Source organism: Pseudomonas sp. GW822-FHT04C11 (assembly GCF_058800905.1).
In genome coordinates, this window is the sequence record NZ_JBXAMS010000002.1 from 567,182 (window position 1) to 587,505 (window position 20,324).

The following is a 20,324-nucleotide window of genomic DNA, read 5'->3' on the forward strand; positions in this document are numbered from 1 at the left end:
CGCTCGCCGCTTACGACGCCGTGCGCACCGCAGCTTGCGGAACACCGGTCGGCTGCAGCTTGAACACATAAAACAGCACCGTCAGCAGCACCAGGAATGCAGGTCCCACGTACAGTGCGACGCGGGTGTCCGGGAAGTAGGCCATCAGACCAACCACCATCACCAGGAACGCCAGCGCCAGGTAGGAACTCACCGGGTACAGCCACATGCGGTACTTGAGAGCGGCACGTTCAGCCGGGCTCAGGCCTTTGCGGAACTTGAGCTGCGCCAGCAGGATCATCACCCAGGTCCAGATCGCACCGAAGGTCGCGATGGCGGTGACCCAGACAAAGACTTTTTCCGGCACCAGGTAGTTGAGCAACACGCCCAGCAGCAGCGCGCCGATCGACAGCAACAAGGCGCGACGCGGCACACCGTTCGAGGTTTTGGCGAAACCGGCCGGGGCCTGGCCGTTCTGCGCCAGGCTGTAAAGCATGCGCCCGGTGCTGAAGATGCCGCCGTTGCAGGACGACAGCGCGGCAGTAATCACCACGAAGTTGATGATGCCGGCAGCGGTCTTGATGCCCAGGCGCTCGAAGGTCATCACAAACGGACTGCCCTGAGTGCCGATTTCGTTCCACGGGTAGATCGACAGAATCACGAACAGCGCGCCGACGTAGAACAGCAGGATGCGCCAGAACACCGAGCCGATGGCATTCGGAATAGTCTTCTGCGGGTTCTTCGCTTCACCGGCCGTGAGGCCGATCATCTCGACACCCAGGTAGGCGAACATCACCATTTGCAGGGACATCAATACGCCCTGCACGCCATTGGGCATGAAGCCGCCATGGCTCCACAGGTTGGAAATCCCCAGCGCAACGCCGTCGTTGCCGAAACCGAAGGCGATCACACCGACACCGCCGACCACCATTGCAATAATGGTGACGATCTTGATCAGGGCGAACCAGAACTCGAACTCACCGAAGGCCTTGACCGCGATCAGATTGATCGAGCCCATGCTTACCAGTGCTGCCAGCGCCCAGATCCAGCGCGGCACATCGGGGAACCAGATGCCCATGTACACCGCCACCGCGGTAATTTCCGCGACGCAGGTCACCAGCCACAGGAACCAGTAGTTCCAGCCCGTGAGGAAGCCCGCCAACGGGCCGAGATAATCTTGTGCGTAACGACTGAACGAGCCGGCGACCGGGTTGTGCACCGCCATTTCGCCAAGGGCGCGCATGATCACCAGGATCGCCAGACCACCGATGATGTAAGACAGCATGATTGCCGGGCCGGCCATTTCGATGGCCTTGGCTGAACCGAGGAACAGACCGACACCGATACAGGCGCCGAGCGCCATCAAGCGAATATGCCGTTCGCCGAGTTCGCGTTTGAGCGGACCGCCCTGAGCGGTCTCGCCGTGGGGCAGGTGATTGCCAACGGTCATAGGGTACAAACCTCATCTTGTTATTGGATATAGCCACCGAGTGTCTAGGGACAGACCGATAAGCCTGAACCTCCTGAAACCGGATCCACTTCATGGGTAGATACGTCTTGTAGGACAAAACCTGCAAGATCAGCGGGGCGTGCAGTATAAAAAGCTAAACGTAGGGCTTTTCACTATATAAACGACAAGATTCAGCCAGAACTCTCGGCAAAAGCGGTCCTTGCGGAGGGGCATTACCTGGGATTCAGCCTTGAACTCGCCAGCGAAGCGGCACCGAGTATTGCACAGCAATGGTGCGGCGTCATGCCCCTACCTAGGCCGTATTTACCGGCTTGATGGCTCTAGCCCAATACTCTCAGACAACCACCAGCCCCCGTGGCGAGGGAGCTTGCTCCCGCTCGGTGGCGAAGCCGCCGCAGAACAGATAAACGCAATTCACCTGACAAACCGCGCTCGCAGGTTTGGGACTGCTTCGCACTCCAGCGGGAGCAAGCTCCCTCGCCACATTGAGGACTTCAGTGTTTTCGGACTTTTCACTCAGCAGTGGCAGCTTCGACTCCATGGCTGGGCAGCTAAGGTCAATTGATACCCCAGACCTAAGGACGCAATGGAATGCATCCCCGCCCAAACTCTCATTGTCTACGCCGTGGCAGGTACTCTGAAACCGGACGGGCCTATATGGTCACGACCGTCGTTCACCAGCGGTGCCCGCTCTTCGCCGACTGGCGTATAGGCCGATTGCTGGTAACAGAAATGAAACGGGCTCATGAAAGAAATCAAATCGACTCTCTGGCCTGGGTCGTCATGCCTGATCATTTCCACTGGTTGCTTGAACTGAAGCAAGGCACCCTGTCTCAGGTCATGCAATCAATCAAATCTCGTAGCACACTCACTATCAATAGAGCGGTCAATGGCTCAGGAGCCTTCTGGCAAAGCGGTTACCACGACAGGGCAATACGCGACGGTGAAGACCTGCGCCCATTCGCCCGATACATCGTCGCCAACCCATTGCGGGCCGGGTTGGTGGAAAACATCGGAGACTATCCGCTCTGGGATGCAAGCTGGCTCTGACCACATCATTAGAGCGGTTCCTGCTTTTGTGGCGAGGGAGCTTGCTCCCGCTCGGGGGCGAAGCCGCCGCAGAACAGATAAACGCAATTCACCTGACAAACCGCGCTTGCAGGTTTGGGACTGCTTCGCACTCCAGCGGGAGCAAGCTCCCTCGCCACATTGACGTTCGGGGGTACCTGCTCCCTCGCCACGGTCAGTGATGGGTTCGTGTTTTTTTGCATTCACAAATTTTTCACCAGTTCCAACCAGCGACTAAGCTTCAGACAAGTCCGATCAATCTACGTAAATGGATCAATCGACTATGGGCGCTTTGTGGCAATCCGATTCGAGTGAAGCTGTTGTGCCAACTGACAACGTGGAAGAAGCGCCTTCACCGAAAAAACCTCGCCGTCGTCGTTATGGCTGGCGGCTGTTCTGGTTGCTGTTATTGATTACTCTGGTTGCGCTCGGTTGGGCAGCCTCCAAGGAAATGCGTACCTCGAAATTGCAGGCGCGCGAATTCAGCCAGTTTGCTGCATCGCTGAGTTATTCGATGCAACCGGGGCCCAGCGATTCAATTTTCTATCCGGGTGCCGGGCCTTTCGACAAGCGCCTGGGCTACAGTTCTCTGGGTGAGTTTTTGCCGCGCTTGCTCAAGCGTGGCTACATGATCTCCGCGCAAACCCGTTTCTCACCGAAACTGTTCAACTACAGCGAAAAGGGCTTCTTCGTGCCCTACGCGGAAAAAATCCAGGCCGGCCTGTCCATTACCGACTGCCGCGCCTTGCCGTTGTATCAGTACAACTATCCGCAGCAGCTGTATTCGAGCTTTTCCGCTATCCCGCCGCTGGTGGTGCACAGCCTGCTATTCATCGAGAACCGCGACCTGCTCGACCCCAAACAACCCCTGGCAAACCCCGCTGTGGACTGGCCGCGTTTTGGCAAGGCGGCCTGGTCGCAAATCGCCAAACTGCTGCACCTGCCCGGTCAGACTGCCGGTGGCAGCACCCTGGCCACTCAGCTGGAAAAATACCGCCACTCACCCGATGGCCTCACGGTGTCGGGCAGCGAGAAAATCCGCCAGATGATTTCCGCCAGCGTGCGTGCTTATCAGGATGGCCCGCAAACCCTCACGGCTCGTCAAAATATCGTGCGCGATTACCTCAACAGCGTGCCGCTGTCAGCGGTGCCTGGTCATGGTGAAGTGCATGGCATGGCCGAAGGGTTGCGCGTGTGGTACGGCGCCGACTTCAATCAGGTCAATAGAGCCCTGACGAGTGTTGCCAGTGATCCGCTGAGTCTGTCTCAACGCGGTCTGGCCCTGCGTCAGGTACTGTCACTGATGATCGCCCAGCGTCGGCCTTCACACTACTTGGCCAATGGCCGTGACGAACTGGCAGAACTCACCGACAGCCACATCCGCCTGCTCGCACAAAACGGCGTGATCGACGACCCGCTGGCCGCTGCCGCACTGGCCAGCAAGGTGACCTACCGCGACTGGCAACAACAACCGACCATTCAACCGATCGAATCCAACAAGGGCATCAGTGTGGCGCGCAGCCGACTGGCCGCCCTGCTCAATCGCCCGTTGTATGACCTCGATCGCCTTGACCTGTCGGCCACCAGCACCTTGCAGTACGACCTGCAAACCAAGGCCACCGAATACCTCAAGCATCTGGCCGACCCGACCTACGCGGCGCAACTGGGCCTGCTTGGCGAACACTTGCTGACCCCCACCAGCACGACCCAGGTGCGTTACAGCTTCACCCTGTTCGAGCGCACCCCCGATGGCTCGCGGGTGCGTGTGCAGACCGACAGCACCGATCAGCCCTTCGACATCAACGAAGGCAGCAAACTGGAACTGGGCTCCACCGCCAAACTGCGGGTATTGACCTCCTACCTGCAAATCATCTCCGAACTGCACGACCGTTATGGCGGCCAGCCACCGGCCGAGCTGAAAAAAACCGCGGTCCCCGAGCAGGACGTGATTAGCCGCTGGGCCGTCGATTACCTGATCCAGAACACCGACCGCAGCCTGCCGAAAATGCTCGATGCGGCGCTCAACCGTACGTACTCGGCCAACCCCGGCGAGTCATTTTTCACCGGTGGCGGCCTGCACACCTTTCACAACTTCCGCAAGGAAGACAACGGTCGCAGCCCAACCCTGCGCGATGCCCTGCGCGAATCGATCAACCTGCCGTTCATTCGCCTGATGCGCGACCTGGTGCGCTACAGCACTTACTCGGGGCCCAACAGCAGCGGCCAGTTGCTCAGTGACGATGACAACCCGCGGCGCCAGGAGTATCTGGCACAATTCGCCGACCACGAAGGCACCGCGTTTTTACTGCGCTTCTGGAAGAAGTACCAGAAAAAAGACACCCAGGCTCGCCTCGAGACCTTCCTCGACAGCATGCACCCGACGGCGATTCGTCTGGCCGCGGTGCACCGTTACCTGCTGCCCGAAGCCAGTCAGGAAAGCTTCAACAGCTTTGTCCGCGCGCACCTGAAAACGGCCAAAAATACCGATAAGAATATCGACAGAACCGCCGGCAAGATCAACGAAAAACTCACTGACGAGCGCCTGGAAAAACTCTATAAAACCTACGGACCAGGCGCCTTTGACCTGCCCGATCAAGGCTTCATCGCCAAGGTCCACCCACTGGATCTGTGGCTGATGGGCTACTTGCTGAACCACCCCGACGCCAAATTCAGCCAGATCGTCAAAGCCAGTGAATTCGAGCGTCAGGAAGTCTACAGCTGGCTGTTCAAGAGCCGGCACAAGAGCGCTCGCGACAGCCGCATCCGGACCATGCTGGAGATCGAGGCCTTCCTCGACATTCACCAGCGTTGGCAGAAAGTCGGCTACCCGTTCGATCACCTGGTGCCGTCACTGGCCACCGCCATCGGCAGCTCCGGCGATCGGCCAGCGGCTCTGGCAGAGCTGATCGGGACGATCCTCAACGATGGCGTGCGGATGCCGACCCTGCGCATCGACAGCCTGCATTTCGCCGCTGGCACGCCGTATGAAACAACGGTGATCAATGACCCGGACAAAGGCAAACGCGTGATGCCGTCCGAAGTGGCGACGGCGATGCGCGAAGCGTTGTCGCAAGTGGTCGACGCCGGTACCGCCAAACGGGTCGCCGGTACGTTCAAACTGCCAAACGGCACCCCACTGGCCATGGGCGGCAAGACCGGCACCGGTGACAACCGCATTGAAGCCTTCGGTTCCGGCGGACGGGTGCTGAGCTCGAAATCGATCAACCGCACCGCCACGTTCGTGTTCTACATTGGCGAGCATCACTTCGGCACCCTCACCGCCTTCGTGCCAGGCGCCTCGGCCGAAGCCTTCAAGTTCACCTCGGCATTGCCGGTGCAGGTACTTAAAGGGATGGCACCGATTCTCACACCGTATCTGCAACCGGGGAGCAACACGCTGTGTTTGCCTGTCAACGTAGCGCAGCGCAGCGCTGATGAAGCAGAACATTAAAGGAAGGTAGTAATTAGTTGTTTTCGGCATTGTAAATTTCAATGCCTTATCCGCGCGAACACCTGTTTAACAGTTGAATTTCAGACTTTTACTTTGAGCCTCGGGCGTTAGGCTGATAGCCCCGATAAAGACTCAAGGTTTATTAAAAGCATGTCTGACTTACAAGGAAGTATCTCTGCTCGCCAGTCACTGGAGGCAAGCGATAATAAAGGTCGCCATTACGACTTCATCAAGAGCCGGATCCACCCCGCGTTCAAGAACACTTCATTGCAAAGGGTTCGGGAGCTTGGCCTCACAAAAACACGGGCTGCGCAATGGATAACCACAGCCACAGACTTCGATCACACGCTATTACAAGAGGCCAACCTTAAACTCTGGTCCGCTCAAAACAAGGTGGACCGGTTTATTGATAAGTTACAAGACGTTTATGAGTTCGCAGAACCCCTACTCACCCATGCACTGATAAAACAGTTCGGCGTCAATGCCAATGTCAGAACCACTTACTTGCACCTCTATCTACCCAAGGAGCGCCCTTGGTATGTCATCAACACATCCGGCGGCGTAGTCACCCGAACCGTTTCGCTGCTGGACGCCGCCTTACACAACTTCGCGCGTACTGAAACCTGTGAGCCAGACTCCGACTTCATCAGCCAGCCCGATGCTCGCGGGCACTTCGACATCCTGGCGATCAAACGCAAAATCTCCATCGCCCAGTTCCAGGCCCTGTGCCGCGAACTGGACATCGGCGCGCGCTATACCCAATACCTCGAAGAACAGTTGCTGCCCAGTGACGGCCTCGCACAGGGCTTTTTGAAGCTCAACATTGTCGAGAGCGAGAAAGCCGCCTTTAAAGCGGCCGCGCAACAGGCGGTGATGACCGGCGACATCGACGCCGATGCCCGCGACCTGATCCTGATGATGCTCGATGGCCAACGCAACCTCACCCGCAAAGGCCGGGTGATGCAGTTCGCTGAACTGTCCATCCTGGACAGCCTCCTGACCGGAATCGTGTTGATTACACCGCGCCCGGAACAAAAAATCCGCGACGTTACGCCAGTGATCGCTTACGTCCCGCAGGACCCTGAGCATCCACTGAAAGAGTACCCGTCAACCGTCGCGTTCATGAATGAACTGACTCGCCAACTGCGCGACAACGACGTCATATCGTCCACAGGAATGACTTACCAGCAGTACTTCAGTCGGTTCGTCGATCAGCAACAGCGCGGGCATTTTTTCGGCGGGTTGCAACAACGCCTGTTCGAGGTGAAATGGCATCAGAAAGAACCGCTGGACCAGAGTCCCAGCTGGCAGGAAGTCCCGGTCACCAAGCCCAATCTGCATTTCAGCACCACACCGATCCCTGGCGAACTCTGGGAGTACCTTTACCAGCAAAAACTGAACAAGATCCTCAATGACGCCCGACACATTGCCGTGTCCACCGCCGACACCGATCGCAACGCCCGTTGGGCCTGGTGGGACAATTTCAAAAAAATAGTCTCGGACCTCTTCAACGTCGCGCTGATGATCGCCATCCCCTTCGTCCCGGGCCTGGGCGAATTGATGATGGCCTACAGCGCTTACCAGATTGCCAGCGACGTCATCGAGTTTGTCGTGGACCTGACCGAAGGCCTGTGGATCGAAGCCGCCGAGCATATCGTAGGCGTGGTGACCGACGTCATTCAGCTGGCGGCCTTTGCGGCGGGCGTGCAGATTGGCCAGTTCGCTCGCTTGAAGCTCTCGCCGTTGATCGAAGGCATGAAACCAGTGGAACTGCCCAACGGCCAGCCCCGCCTGTGGCACCCCGATCTCAAACCTTACGAACTGCCGGACTACACGTTACCGGCCAACTCCAGGCCTGACGCGTTGGGTATCCACTCCCACGAAGGCCAGGACATTCTGCCGCTGGATGAAAAACATTACGCCGTGCAGCAAGACCCGAAAACGGGTAGCTATCGCGTCAGGCATCCACACCGTTCCAACACCTATTCACCGCAGTTGAAACACAACAGTCTCGGTGCCTGGACTCACGAAGGCGAAAATCCACGCGCGTGGGCAAGCCCGACACTGATGCGTCGTCTCGGCCACTCCGTGGACGCTTTCAGCGACGCAGAGCTGGAGCAAGTTCGCATCGCCAGTGGTACCGACGACGGTGCGTTGCGTCGGATGTACGTCGACAACACGGTCCCGCCACCGTTACTGGACGACAGCCTCAAACGCTTGAACATCCAGCGCCAGATCCGGCAAACCATTGAGCGGATTCGAACAGGCCGGTCTCTGGCCCCACCCTCTTACTGGTTTGAACCGCTGGCAACCTACCTGGACGGCTGGCCTTCGGATAAAGCTCTGAGGGTCTATGAAACCCCCGATATGTCGGGCCGTTTCAGCCAGTACGGCAATACCGAAGCGACTGACGAGCAGACCCTTTCCACTAGTCGGTCCTATCTCCTGAGCGACCAGTTTGCGCCAAGCCTTGTCGAGTTCCTCAGCGAAGAAGAGCTGCACGCTGTGCTCGGTCGACCAATCGCCAACAGCGAACAGGTGCAAGCGCTGCGAAATCGTCTGGCGGACCAAGCGAACCACCTGAACGCCGATATCATCAATCAGCTGTATCAGGGTGCAGAAGCGTCTGACGATCCGCAGGTTCGGCTCATTCGCCAGGCATTTCCAGAGCTGCCGTCCCGAGCGGCGCAGACGCTGTTGAACAGTAGCGAGGGTGCAGACCTCGTGCGCATGACTCAGGAGCAACGCCTACCGTTGCGCCTCAAGATCCGCGCGCGTGAAGCGGCCTTCGAAGCCCGGACCAACCATGCGTACGAAGGCTTTCACGACGGGGCGCAGTGGGTGCCGGAAACCGAAAGTCTGGTGTTGAACGCGCTCAGGATTCATACCGACACGTTCGCGCAATTGCGCATCGAGGTTCGCGAAGGCGGCGATGCCGGACCACTGCGTGGCAGTGTGGGTGCGCAGGACGCGTCGACGGTCCGGATACTGGTCAAGGATGACATGAACCGATTCGAAGTCTGGGACGCTGAAAACCACAAACTGCATGAAGCCGCTGATTTTTTCGAAGCCGTGCTCAAGGCCTTGCCGAAAAACCAACAAACGCAATTGGGTTATCGGCCTGGCCAGGGTGCATTTTTCAAGCAATGGGTGATGGTCAAGACCGAGACGCCTGCCGAACGCCGCACAGCGCTCGCCGCACCGCCGATCCGTCCGTTGGCTGACCATGAGGACATGCTGCTGTTGCGCGGTCCCGGCTTTTCCACCACCGCTGCCACGCTCGACGAACGGGTGCAGGACATCTACCCCCACTTCAACGACAGGGAGGTCAATACCTTTGTTCGATCCCTGGGCTCGCAAGAGCAAGGGCATCAGACACTGACACGACTGGACCGCGAACTGGATGATCTTCGCGTGCTGCTCCATCGCTGGCGATACCGACAACCCGATACGTGGGGACCGGATCGACAAGGGTTCGTGCGCGGCGGCGGGCTACACATTTCCGAACGGCTCGTCGATTGTTTTAAAAGAAAACCCACTGTCTTCGGCGAACGCAGTATCACCATCGACGGTGGCTATGCGCTGGATCTGTCAACAGAGTTCGATGTTCTTGACCTCGACCGCTGGTGGAAAGAACTGCCGGATATCAAACACTACCTCGATCAGGTCACAACCTTGAACCTGGATCGCAGTAACTTCTCCGTAAATTCCTCCGGCCTGTTGAAAGACTTTCCGCATCTTCGGCAATTTAGTGCGCGAAGCTGCGAGTTGACGAAACTCCCCGAAAGCGTGGGCAACATGCACTACCTGCGGACCTTGAGACTGATGGACAACAACATCACGTTGACGCCATCCGCGGTCGAGCAGGTGCGAAACCTGACCCACATGGAAACACTCAGGCTCGACGACAATCCTCACTTGGGAATGCTGCCGAACGTGGAACGCATGCCTAAACTGAAAATCCTCAGTTTGAGCAACACCGGCGCAACGGCCTGGCCTGAAGGCCTGTTCAAGAAGCCGCGCCCGCGAGGTTTTTTCCTGGACCTGATGGAAAACCCGCTCGCCGAAATACCGGTCGTCATTGCCGGGTCCGAAGACGCCCGCATCGTGGCGCGCACGCGACTGTTCACTACGTCCCTCCCGGATGCCATCCGCATTGCTTACAAGGACTATCGAAAATCGGTTGGAATAAGCCCCGATCGCCCCTATTCCGCAGCGGCTGCGCAAGCCATCGAGTTCTGGCCAATGTCCGACGACTCCCATTGGTGGAGCACGAGGGCGACCGGGCTGGGCACCTTCCGGCAAGAAGCCTGGCACGACTTGATGACCGAACCGGGTTCTGAAGGATTTTTCTCGCTGATCCAGAAGCAGACCCGCTCGGCCGATTACCGGGCCGGCGATGAATGGCGCAAACAGCTCAGCAGCCGGGTATGGCGAATGATCGAGGCCATCGACCTGGACAGCGAGTTGCGCAAGGAACTGTTCGAGATGGCGACAGCGCCTACCACCTGCGCTGATGCAGGGGCACAGGTGTTCAACCATATGGGCATCAAGGTGCTCGCGTCCGAAGCCTATGCCTTGTCGACGTCAGGCGCGGCCCTTGAAAGCCGACTGGTCAACCTGGCCAAAGGCGCCGCTCGTCTCGCGCGGGTGGATGACATTGCACGTGCCGATTTCGGCAGCCGGCCGGGTAATCCCGATGAGGTTGAGGTGTACCTCGCCTATGAGAGCGGTCTGGCTCAACGCCTCGATTTGCCGTGGCAATCGGCGATCATGTTGCATCGACGAGTGGCTGGCGTGAGCGCAAAAAACCTCGACACGGCCTTCAACACAGTGATGTCGATGGAAGCCGGCGATGGCTTGATCAACGACATGCTCGAACAGCCGTTCTGGGAGAATTACCTGCGCAACACCTACCCGATCGAATTCAGGCGCAATGCCCGACTGTACGAAAACAAGACCGACCTGCTGGATGAGTTGCGCGAAGCTCAACACGCCTGGGCCCGTTCCGAAGGCATGCAGATTGCTCAACGACGGGCACTCAAACAGCGTGTCCAGGACCTCGCCCGGCAATTTAACGTCGACGACAGCGTGGTACTCACCAATGAGGACATGACTGATGAGGCCTATGGCAGGTTGTTGAACGACATCGGCTACGAGGAGAAGCAGCTGAGCAGGCGGTTGACGCGCGAGGCGTTGCGCAAGGCCGTGTAGAGGTAACCCGCCCTGAAGGCTCGCAGACCCGCTTTCAGGGTTTTACAGGCAAACCGGTTCACGCCTCACGGTTATCCCACTTCGGAGTCCCAGATCACCGTGATACTCCCGGAATAGTTGGCCGCTTCGCCGGGTTTCAACATGTAGTCCACGTAATAGCGTGCAATCTCGAAGTGCAAAACACCTGGAGCCCGATCCACATAAAACCCGGGTTTGAATGCTTGCGCATTCACCTCGCCCACGTGCAACGGACGACGTTTGACCGGTTGCCCGCTGACGTCCGTCAAGCCGTTGGGCAGGCTGACACTGAGCTGCACCGTGGCTGCGCGTTGTGAAACCGGATCACGAACCATGCAATCGAACAGCCCCGTAATCTGGCACTGCACGAGCATCTTGAAACGACTCGACGCCGAAATATTGAACGTCTGATCACGGAACAGCCGCGTTGGCTTGCGCCCCTGAGTCAGCCAGGCCTGCCAGCCGCCCGGTGGCACCAGTTCAACGCGATTGCCGCCCGGTGGAATCTCGACCTTGAGCGTATGTTCGACCGTCAGGGTGAAGTTAAGGGTTATCAAATCATCATCGGGCAACAAGATGTCGCCCATGTCGAAGTCTTTATGAGGCCCGACGGTATAGTTCAATACACCCCGGTAAGTGCCGGCCGACATCTTTAGCGGATCGGGTGTCACCAGTTCATAGGAGAAACTTGCCTCCTGATAGGCAAACTGGAGTGACTCAGGAATCAGCTGCTGTGCTTGTTTCGAGCAAACACCTGCATTAGCCGGCACTCGCCAAAAAAAAGCGTAGTACAAGGCATGACCATAACCCACTCCGCCATAGACACAGGGTGGCGGAGCATATACCCAGCCACTCTGCCAGACACCGGGTGTAAGAGGCGCTTTGATCGTATAGGCCGCCCCTATCCCGTTGATGCGCATTTTAACCGTCTCGGGTTCACCGGTACTGTCATTGATGACCGTAACCTCCTTCCAGGAGGAGGGAACCCGGAACATGGGGCCCCGGCGTTCGTCATGCAACGGCTGAATGGCCGCGACAGACCTGAAACGAATCGGCAAGGCGATGCTGAAGACCCCGTTTTCGCAAAAAGACGGATGATCGCCACAATAACCGCCTTGTGGTGTGGTGTTTTCGAAAGCATTTTGCATCGGCTTTGCCGGATCAGGCCGGAACATTGCGCTCATTTCCACGGTCACCGCTACCACCGGTGTAGTCAGTACTGCCAACAACACACCGGCAACCATCGATGCCTTCGCAGGCTTCAATGCCCTTATTACCTTCATGGCTCACAAACTCCCTGCAAAAACTGTTAAAGGACTGCACTCAAAGACATCAGTATCGGCACTTCTTGTTGTTCTAACGCTTGTGGCCGCGTGGCGGGATCGTCTCGTGCAATGGGCGATCTCGTCCGGCCTCAAGCCCCCGCCAACACCGCATTGAAAATCATGTTGACGCTGCCAAAATAATTGCCGGGCTTGTACACCCCATCGGTGGGTGGCATCGGCACTATTTCGAGCAATACGCGTTTGCCAAGAGCGGCGTCAGTCAAAGAAACCACTTCGCGGCTCTCCTGCTCGCTCAACAACTTTCCGTTAAACGACACGCGCAAATTAATGTCATGCGCATCGGTGCCGTTCGACAGATACGGCCGGCCTTCAAGCCGCGCGTTGATCGAGCCCGCTTCGTTCTTCACGTCGAAATACTTGCGCAAACTGCCCAGCTTCGAGGCCGACAGGTTCCAAGGCAGTTGTTGCTCCTGATGAATCCAGCCTGAATCAGCGGGAATCACATAAAACCCCAGGGAAGGAACAGAGACCGACACTTCAAACTGATGAACCTCCCGAGCGGCGAAGGCCGAAGCACTGGCCAACACGAAAGCGGCGGACGAAAACACCAGGGACCGTTTCTTGAACATGGCGTTATCCCTTCACGTCGAGTGTTTTGCTGTTCTCGCCTTCAACCAGAGTGAAGCGGTATTCGCGACCGGCCTGTTTCTCGAACTGAAAGGTCCGGCCCCCGAGGATGTGATGCTTGGTCGTCGGCTGGCAGTCCTGCTCGTTTTTCACCGCGCAGTCCTTGAACTCATCGATCACCACCACGCTGTTGCCGTTGTTGCGAATCCGGTAGTTGCGCGCGTCGTTCTCGATCGCGCTGTCGAAGCGGGTTTCCTTGGGGCGCACGAAAAATACCGTGCCGTACCCGGCCAGCACATTGACCCCGGCGGACAGGCCTTTCTTGTAATCTTCACGTTCTTCGCTGGAGACGGCGAACTCGTCTTCCTTCTCTGGAACCACCGGTACGAAACGCACTCGGAAATACCGTTCTTTCTCACGCTCGCCCATATACAACAGGCGCGTGCCCTGCATGCCATTGGCCGGCACAATCAATCGGGCCGGGCTGGCCATCAAACCATCACGCGCGGTGGCGTCGGCCTGGGTTTTGAGCGGCTCTTCCCGTGCGCTGCCATCGGCGTCATAAATAATTTCGAGAATATTGACCTTGACGAACGCGGTGCTGTCACCCCCGTTGAACACGCGTTTCAAGTAAGTACTTTTGTCCCCGTCCAGATAGTCATACACCGTCCCGACATTGATGCTCGGGCCGGCATGAGCCGTCTGGGTAAATAAGCAAAAACCAAATAATGCCACCAGGTGTTTCATCGTCCTGTCCCTCGTTGAATGAATGCTGCAATGGCGCGACGCACTAAACCTCTGAATCCCAGATAACCGTCACGCTTCCCGAGTACTGCCGTTGTGATCCGGGACGAATCATCTCTGCCACTTCGCTTGAAGGAATTTCGAAATGCAGGGTTCCCGGTTTACGGTCGACATAAAAACCCGGCTGGAACATTTTGGTAGTACTGCCATCACGCAGTAACTGCCGACGACTGACAGACTGTCCGCCCGCATCGGTCAAGCCATGGGGAAGACTGACGCTGACGTTCAGCGGTACGACATGACCGGTCACCGGCTCGCGCAATGAACAGGTCTTGCCATCCTGGGTGTATTCACACTCCAGATTCATCTTGAAGCGCGAACTGGCCGTGATATTGAAAGTCTGGTCGCGGGACAGACGCGTGGGTTTGCGGCCCTGTTGCAACCAGGCTTGCCAGCCACCTTGCGGCACCAGTTCAATCCGGTTGCCACCCGGCGGAATCTCGACTTTGAGGGTGTGTTCGACTGTCAGGGTGAAGTCGAGCTGAATGATGTTGTCCGACGCCACGACGACATCCCCCAGATCGAAGTCGCCACCGGGACCAATGGTGTAGACCTGCGTGCCCTGGTAGACACCCGAGGACATCTTCAGCGGATCCGGCGTACGCAGTTCGTAGGTGAAATCCAGATACCGATAACTGAAACCGGGAATAAGAAATTTGGCCTGTTTGGCACACACCGCTTCTGTAGGGGTCAGCCAGAAAAATTCGAAGCCCGTGAAGCCGTGATGGCTAATAGGTCCGATTGCCATGCAGGGACTGGGCGCAAGTTGCCAATGATCGGTTGCCCACAACACCCGATGGGAAAAGAACAAATTCGACTCGCCCGTGATCTCCCTCACATCGTCGCTAAGATGATAAACAGCGCCCATCCCTGCAATACGAACTTCTACTGTGGTCACTTCGCCCGTTTCACGGTTGGTGACCATTAATGAACGCCACGCGGCTGGCGTCTTGATCATCGCGCCCTGTCGTACATCTGTGTGGTTGGGCTGGATGGGGCCGATAGATTCAACACCTCTGTTATGCGAGCGCAGACTGAAAATATTGTGAGCCTTACAGGTGGCTGATTGACTAATGCAGAATCCTTCATTACGCGTCGTATTCCTGAATTCGTTTTTCTGCGGATTGCTCGGGTCTGGGTTGAAAGTGGCAGTGATCTGTTTAACCACCGCTCCCGCCTGCAACGGCGTGACAACCAGGCAGGCCGCGATGAAACACGTTCTTGCCGTGCGCCATGGCACAGTCAATAAACTCATCATTTTGTGAACTCCAGAAATTGAGCGGCCGTCATCAACCGGCGCTCTGCACGGCATCGCCAACGTCCGCCAGCGTGTCTGGCGTGCAGCGCAAATCCCCGATCATCAACACATTGTTTTCAGTTCGCCCACGGCTCGGGTCCAGCCGGAACTGACACAGCAACTGATTGCCATGACGCACTTCGAGGGTCGGTGAACCGGCGTTCATTTCCATCGAGAAGAAACCGTCCACTTCGCTGACCCCGCGGCTGGCGTGGTTGATGATGTGATGGCCCTTGAGTGGATTGCCCTGGGGGTCGATCAGGCGACCGAGCACGGTGAGGGTTTGCATCACGCGAATCTGCCGATAGCCCACGCCGCCCTTGTTCAGGTGATAGCTGGAACGGGCCGGTTGAATGGTCGCGGCGGGGACGTCGGTGCCCTCGAAATCGAAACTGACCGAGCTGCTTTTGTAAGCCGTGATCGGCACAAAATTGCGCCCCGGTTTGAGCACCGCACTGCCACCGCTCAAATCGTCGGCGCGCAGGGTAATGCCGTCGATGTCCGATTCGACATCGATGATCATGCCCGCACCACTGCGGTGGTATTGACTGGTCATGACCATTTTTTTCCCGCCGACGGCCACGGTGCTGTCCAGGTTCAAACCGCCGGTGAGGTCGTTGTTGAACGACGAGCGCTGGATAAACCCGTCACCGTTGGCCAGGTCCGATTGCATCGACGCCATCGCGTTCAAACCGAGGCCGTAGGTGTCGGTAATTACCGTGGCCGAGACGTTTTGCAGCAGGTGATCCTGCAAGTCTTTGCGGTAGGTCAGCGAGGCATTGTTATCGCGCCCGCCATCGCGATCGGTGCGGGTGCCGATGCTGCCCGACAGCTGCTCTCCCGGGCCGCCCAGCGCAATGTTCACGCTCAGGTCAACGCCGCGGTTACGATCATTGCCCGAGCTGAAGCTGCCCGGACGGTCGAACAGCGACAGGCGCCAGTTGGCATCGCTGCCAAACAGTTGAGTGCGTTGGGTCCATCCCAGATCCAGGCCGACGCCTTCGGTGTTGCCCTCGCTGTGGGACACCCGGGCATTGACCGAACTTTTACGGCTGAGTCGATGATTCAACGATAAGGAAGAGTTGCTGGTCTGACCGATAAAGACGTTGCGCTGCCGCACGCGCGTGCCGTCCGGCAGGGTGTCGTACAGCCGAGTGGTGTCGAGCCAGCTGCGGTTATGGCTGGCGACGAGGCTGCCGCTGCCATAGGAATACAGTCCCTGCACATCGAGGCCGGTGCCGTAGTCTTCGGTTCTGTAGACGTTGGCGAAAAGGCTGGCGTTGTTGACAATCGTCCAGTCAACCGACGTGCCGTATTGCAGCGAGTCGCGCACCTGCCGCCCTGTCAGGCCGAGGATCACACGCGGGTGCCACAGGAAGTTGAATGCGGCACCGGCGGTCATGTCGCCAGCGGCCTGCTGTTCCCAGTTGCTGAGCAATTTGGATTCGCGACCGGCGAACAGGTTGTAGCGCCAGCGCTCGTCATGATTGCGCCAATTGCTCGGCTTGTAGACCAGCTCCAGCGTGCTGGAGGTGATCTGGCCGTCTTCGATCAGGCGCACTTCCACTTCATAAATCCCGCCGGGCAGCGGACGCGTATCGAGGGTCTGCAACCCTGCCGGGACTGCCTGAGTGTTGATCAGCAATCCGTCGCGGTAAATTTCCACAGAGCCCAGTCGATTGGCCGTGACATAGATCGGATAAACCGCCGGTTTCGGATTATTGATGGCCAGGCTGTCGGAGCTGCCATACATGACGCCCAATGCGACATCGGGGCTCGCGCCAAACGTACGCGGCTGACGGGTCAGGCCTTCGGAGGTGGGCGTGAAATAGCCCAGGCGCACAAAGTTGCCCTGCAATTCACGCTGGGTGAAAAGCTCATGCACCGCGTAAAAGGTCTGGTTGTCGACACCGCCCAGGCGCGACAGCTGCATATTGACCGCTTGGGTCCAGTTGCCCAGGCTGCTACTGGCTTCCAGACCGTAACGACCCCCGAGGTCCTGGTTCTGGCCACCATTGAGGTTCAACTGGTTGCGCACGATCAAGCCAGTGCTGCCGCCTTCGGGCAGGCTGTAATACTGCTGCACTTGATCATCCCGTTCGGCGTTCTCCGTGAGAATCGACACCAGCGAGTTTTCGAGGCTGTAGTGCACGGCCAACAGTTGTTCGGGGCAGTTGGCCTGGCAGGCGCCCAGCGCCACGCCTTGTTTCAGATGGTTGGCCCAGATGTCGCGCTCGCTGGGCTGGATTGTGCTGTCGCCGACATCATTGAAGTCAACCAGGGTGATTCGATCGTCGCGGGTCAACACGACCATCGCTTCACCGAGAAATTGTTGATCAAGTTCCACGCGCACCGCCAGCGGCACATCAAAGAAGTGCTCTTCGAACTCGCTCGGTAAACCCTTGGCTTGCGCAAGCAAACTTCGGGGTGTGTGGCCGTTGTCCGCTGGCGCGGCCAGGGCGGTTGCACAAAAACATAGGGCAAGCGCCGTCGCGATGGGAGTCATCGGGAACATGAACGAAATACTCTGAAGATAAGTGCGTTGAAACCCGATCGACAGGCAGTGGCTACCCATCGACCGGTAAGTGCTAACGAATAAGGCTGAGCCTTAAGTCATGGCTGACTTAGATGCGCGGTACGGCATCGAAGATCACGACTGGGTTGGCCGTGTAAAGACCTGTCTGATTGTTCCCTGGCAGGGCGGCAGTGATCACCAGATCAGCCCGCATGCCCCCGTTGGATTCGGTATCGCCGACCACTTCTTTAGGCATACCGGTCAAGGTTACGCCGTTGAAGGCGTAGGTCAGCTGGATGGCGGAGTGGCCGTTGTTCAGGTGTTGCGGACCACCTTCCACATAAGCATGGACCGAACCGAGGGTGTTGCGGATATCGTAAGTCGCACGCAGCGGGGCCAAGCGCTCGGTTAACACGTTCCAGGCCATTTTTTCATCTTTACCGAAGTCAGGATTCACCGGTTGAGCGTAGAAATCATAGGTGGGGATATTTGCGCTGATGTTGATGGACGAGCGTATTTCTTCCGCAGCGAACGCCATTGAAGAGCTCAGGGCCAGGAGGGTCATCGGAACGGCAACTGCAAACTTCTTGAACATTATTAAGTACCTGTCTATTTCAAAGGATTGGGCCGAGAAAAGTCTTGAAATGCGAATACCACTCAATACAACGATGGCGAATTCTCTTAACTTTCGACACCGGAGAATGATCGTCAAATCCGTTGAGAAAGTAAGTACGCAACTTCCTAAGAACAGGTAGTAACAACGACTTTCGAGCCGCAGGAGAAAAGTCAAAAAAGTACTAACAGCACTTCTTTACCCTCAGAGAAATACTACACACAGCGCTAACTAAAAAAGCACACAGATAAGAACCAACCCAACTTCTGTAAGACCGGTACTACTTAACTCACGGCACTCGGTTAATGATCAGCAGATTAACTTTATAATTAGTTTAATTACTCTAAAAAAGCAATCAACTCATCATTCATTGCCCTGGTCTTTAAGCGCCGCCCAAGGCCGGCAGGATGGCGACCGTTGGTCCAGAACGCTTGCGCAATCCATAAGATATATCTTAAGTTGTATCTAAACACGACGAGAGAAGACGAAAAAATGAGAGACCATCATTCCCATCGAGACCACAGCGACAGCCGTGACGGCTTCGAAAAACGCCCTGGCCCCGGCCGCGAACGCGGTGGGCGCGGCCCGCGGGTATTCGCCCCCGGCGATCTGAAACTGCTGTTGCTGGCGCTGATCGCCGAGCAGCCGTGCCACGGCTATGACCTGATCCGCCAGATCGAAAGCATGTTCGACGGCGCCTACTGCCCCAGCCCCGGCGTGATCTACCCGACCCTGACCTTTCTTGAAGAAAGCGAAATGATCCTCGGCGATGCCGAAGCTGGAAAAAAACGCTACAGCATCACCGACGCCGGACGTCTGTCATTAAGCGAGCAGGCCATTGCCCTGGACGGCGTGCGCATGCGCATCGAGGTCAGCAAGCGTTCGTTGCGCGGGCAAGACCGCCCGGCCGAGATCCACGAAGCGGTGCACAACCTGCGGCATGCCTTGCAAATGCATCACGGCCGCTGGAGCCCGGAAGAAATCCTGCGAGTGCGCGATCTGCTCAACAACACCGCCAAAGCCATCGTCGATGGCCCTGTCGTTCAATCTGTTCAGGAGAAGGCCGAATGACTGAAGTCATTGTGCAAACCATTCACCGTGTCAGCCACGAACTCAAACGCCGTCGCCTGGAAGTGCTGCGGGTGGTCGACCTGACCCCGCGCATGCGTCGGATCACCCTCGGCGGAGCGGAACTGGCCGGCTTCGTCAGCCTCGGTACGGACGACCACGTAAAGCTGTTTTTCCCGCAAACCGCTGCGGAACACGCCGCGCTGGAAACTTTGGTGCTGGGCGCCGGCAAGGACAATGGACCTCTGCCGGCGATGCGTGACTACACGCCCCGCCGTTACGACCTGGACACGCTGGAGCTGGACATCGACTTCGTATTGCACGGCGATGGCCCCGCCTCGACCTGGGCAGCACAGGCCACACCCGGCCAGTTCCTGCACATCGGCGGGCCACGGGGCTCGATGGTCGTGCCGGACATCTTCGACAGTTATCTGTTGATCGGCGACGAGACCGCCCTGCCCGCCATCGCCCGCCGCCTCGAAGGCCTGGCGGCCAACCGGCGCGCGCTGGTGGTGGTGGAAATCGAGAACGGTGCCGAACAGCAAGTCCTCGAAAGCCAGGCAGAGGTCAAGGTGATATGGGTCTTGCGCGAAGCCGGTCAGAACCACCTGCTGAGCACCGTGCAACAACTGCCAATGCCGAGCGGCGAGTTGTATGCGTGGATCGCGACAGAATCCAGAGCCTCACGACAGATCCGCCGCGTGCTGCTGGACGAGAAGGGCTTGAGTCAGGACCAGGTAAAAGCCGTCGGCTACTGGAAACTCGACGACAGCGACGAAGAGTAAACGACTAACACCTGTGGCGAGGGAGCTTGCTCCCGCTGGGTTGCGAAGCAGCCCCAAAGCCATTCAATCGGGTTGTATCAGGCAGACCACATTACCCGGTTTACGACGGCTTCGCCGCCGAGCGGGAG

Annotated in this window: 12 protein-coding genes; 5 read left to right on the plus strand and 7 right to left on the minus strand. The window is 57.7% G+C overall.

The window, feature by feature from the left end:
• Positions 1–10 precede the first annotated feature (10 nt).
• On the minus strand, positions 11–1,429 hold the full coding sequence (locus AC1RJ3_RS05440; RefSeq protein ID WP_493077818.1) for an amino acid permease: 1,419 nt from the start codon (positions 1,427–1,429) through the stop codon (positions 11–13).
• Between the two features lie 612 nt (positions 1,430–2,041).
• Between AC1RJ3_RS05440 and AC1RJ3_RS05445 the strand changes: the two genes are divergently transcribed.
• The 3 genes from AC1RJ3_RS05445 (at position 2,042) to AC1RJ3_RS05455 (ending at position 11,183) form a co-directional block, all read left to right on the plus strand.
• Positions 2,042–2,500, plus strand: a complete 459-nt coding sequence (locus tag AC1RJ3_RS05445; protein ID WP_493077820.1) for an REP-associated tyrosine transposase — start codon at positions 2,042–2,044, stop codon at positions 2,498–2,500.
• A gap of 301 nt (positions 2,501–2,801) precedes the next feature.
• Positions 2,802–5,969, plus strand: a complete 3,168-nt coding sequence (locus AC1RJ3_RS05450; protein WP_493077822.1) for a transglycosylase domain-containing protein — start codon at positions 2,802–2,804, stop codon at positions 5,967–5,969.
• A 150-nt stretch (positions 5,970–6,119) separates the two neighbouring features.
• Positions 6,120–11,183 (plus strand): NEL-type E3 ubiquitin ligase domain-containing protein, encoded by a 5,064-nt coding sequence (locus tag AC1RJ3_RS05455; RefSeq protein WP_493077824.1) that lies wholly within the window; start codon positions 6,120–6,122, stop codon positions 11,181–11,183.
• A 71-nt stretch (positions 11,184–11,254) separates the two neighbouring features.
• On the opposite strand, the gene AC1RJ3_RS05460 is transcribed toward AC1RJ3_RS05455, so the two are convergent.
• The 6 genes from AC1RJ3_RS05460 to AC1RJ3_RS05485 all read right to left on the minus strand — a co-directional run bounded on the left by AC1RJ3_RS05460 (position 11,255) and on the right by AC1RJ3_RS05485 (position 18,325).
• Complete coding sequence (locus AC1RJ3_RS05460; protein ID WP_493077826.1) at positions 11,255–12,484, minus strand: hypothetical protein; 1,230 nt, start codon at positions 12,482–12,484, stop codon at positions 11,255–11,257.
• A 131-nt stretch (positions 12,485–12,615) separates the two neighbouring features.
• Positions 12,616–13,116, minus strand: a complete 501-nt coding sequence (locus AC1RJ3_RS05465) for a CS1 type fimbrial major subunit (protein ID WP_493077828.1) — start codon at positions 13,114–13,116, stop codon at positions 12,616–12,618.
• A gap of 4 nt (positions 13,117–13,120) precedes the next feature.
• Positions 13,121–13,861, minus strand: a complete 741-nt coding sequence (locus AC1RJ3_RS05470; protein ID WP_103320074.1) for a pilus assembly protein — start codon at positions 13,859–13,861, stop codon at positions 13,121–13,123.
• A 43-nt stretch (positions 13,862–13,904) separates the two neighbouring features.
• A complete protein-coding gene (locus tag AC1RJ3_RS05475; protein WP_493077830.1) occupies positions 13,905–15,176 on the minus strand; it encodes a hypothetical protein in 1,272 nt (423 codons plus the stop codon).
• A gap of 31 nt (positions 15,177–15,207) precedes the next feature.
• Positions 15,208–17,730 (minus strand): CS1-pili formation C-terminal domain-containing protein, encoded by a 2,523-nt coding sequence (locus tag AC1RJ3_RS05480; RefSeq protein WP_493077832.1) that lies wholly within the window; start codon positions 17,728–17,730, stop codon positions 15,208–15,210.
• A gap of 109 nt (positions 17,731–17,839) precedes the next feature.
• Complete coding sequence (locus tag AC1RJ3_RS05485; protein WP_230175125.1) at positions 17,840–18,325, minus strand: CS1 type fimbrial major subunit; 486 nt, start codon at positions 18,323–18,325, stop codon at positions 17,840–17,842.
• A gap of 510 nt (positions 18,326–18,835) precedes the next feature.
• Between AC1RJ3_RS05485 and AC1RJ3_RS05490 the strand changes: the two genes are divergently transcribed.
• A complete protein-coding gene (locus tag AC1RJ3_RS05490) occupies positions 18,836–19,414 on the plus strand; it encodes a PadR family transcriptional regulator (RefSeq protein WP_493077835.1) in 579 nt (192 codons plus the stop codon).
• The gene (locus AC1RJ3_RS05495; RefSeq protein ID WP_493077837.1) at positions 19,411–20,196 is read left to right on the plus strand and encodes a siderophore-interacting protein; all 786 of its coding nucleotides are present in this window, start codon (positions 19,411–19,413) and stop codon (positions 20,194–20,196) included. Before AC1RJ3_RS05490 ends, AC1RJ3_RS05495 begins: the two co-directional genes overlap by 4 nt.
• The last annotated feature ends 128 nt before the right edge of the window (positions 20,197–20,324 follow it).

What these genes read in the sequence shown, in the direction of transcription:
- AC1RJ3_RS05495 (WP_493077837.1), top strand. Translation starts at nt 19,411, where the DNA reads ATGACTGAAGTCATTGTGCAAACCATTCACCGTGTCAGCCACGAACTC.
- AC1RJ3_RS05455 (WP_493077824.1), top strand. Translation starts at nt 6,120, where the DNA reads ATGTCTGACTTACAAGGAAGTATCTCTGCTCGCCAGTCACTGGAGGCA.
- AC1RJ3_RS05450 (WP_493077822.1), top strand. Translation starts at nt 2,802, where the DNA reads ATGGGCGCTTTGTGGCAATCCGATTCGAGTGAAGCTGTTGTGCCAACT.
- AC1RJ3_RS05445 (WP_493077820.1), top strand. Translation starts at nt 2,042, where the DNA reads ATGCATCCCCGCCCAAACTCTCATTGTCTACGCCGTGGCAGGTACTCT.
- AC1RJ3_RS05470 (WP_103320074.1), bottom strand. Translation starts at nt 13,861, where the DNA reads ATGAAACACCTGGTGGCATTATTTGGTTTTTGCTTATTTACCCAGACG.
- AC1RJ3_RS05485 (WP_230175125.1), bottom strand. Translation starts at nt 18,325, where the DNA reads ATGTTCAAGAAGTTTGCAGTTGCCGTTCCGATGACCCTCCTGGCCCTG.
- AC1RJ3_RS05490 (WP_493077835.1), top strand. Translation starts at nt 18,836, where the DNA reads ATGAGAGACCATCATTCCCATCGAGACCACAGCGACAGCCGTGACGGC.
- AC1RJ3_RS05440 (WP_493077818.1), bottom strand. Translation starts at nt 1,429, where the DNA reads ATGACCGTTGGCAATCACCTGCCCCACGGCGAGACCGCTCAGGGCGGT.
- AC1RJ3_RS05465 (WP_493077828.1), bottom strand. Translation starts at nt 13,116, where the DNA reads ATGTTCAAGAAACGGTCCCTGGTGTTTTCGTCCGCCGCTTTCGTGTTG.
- AC1RJ3_RS05460 (WP_493077826.1), bottom strand. Translation starts at nt 12,484, where the DNA reads ATGAAGGTAATAAGGGCATTGAAGCCTGCGAAGGCATCGATGGTTGCC.
- AC1RJ3_RS05475 (WP_493077830.1), bottom strand. Translation starts at nt 15,176, where the DNA reads ATGATGAGTTTATTGACTGTGCCATGGCGCACGGCAAGAACGTGTTTC.
- AC1RJ3_RS05480 (WP_493077832.1), bottom strand. Translation starts at nt 17,730, where the DNA reads ATGTTCCCGATGACTCCCATCGCGACGGCGCTTGCCCTATGTTTTTGT.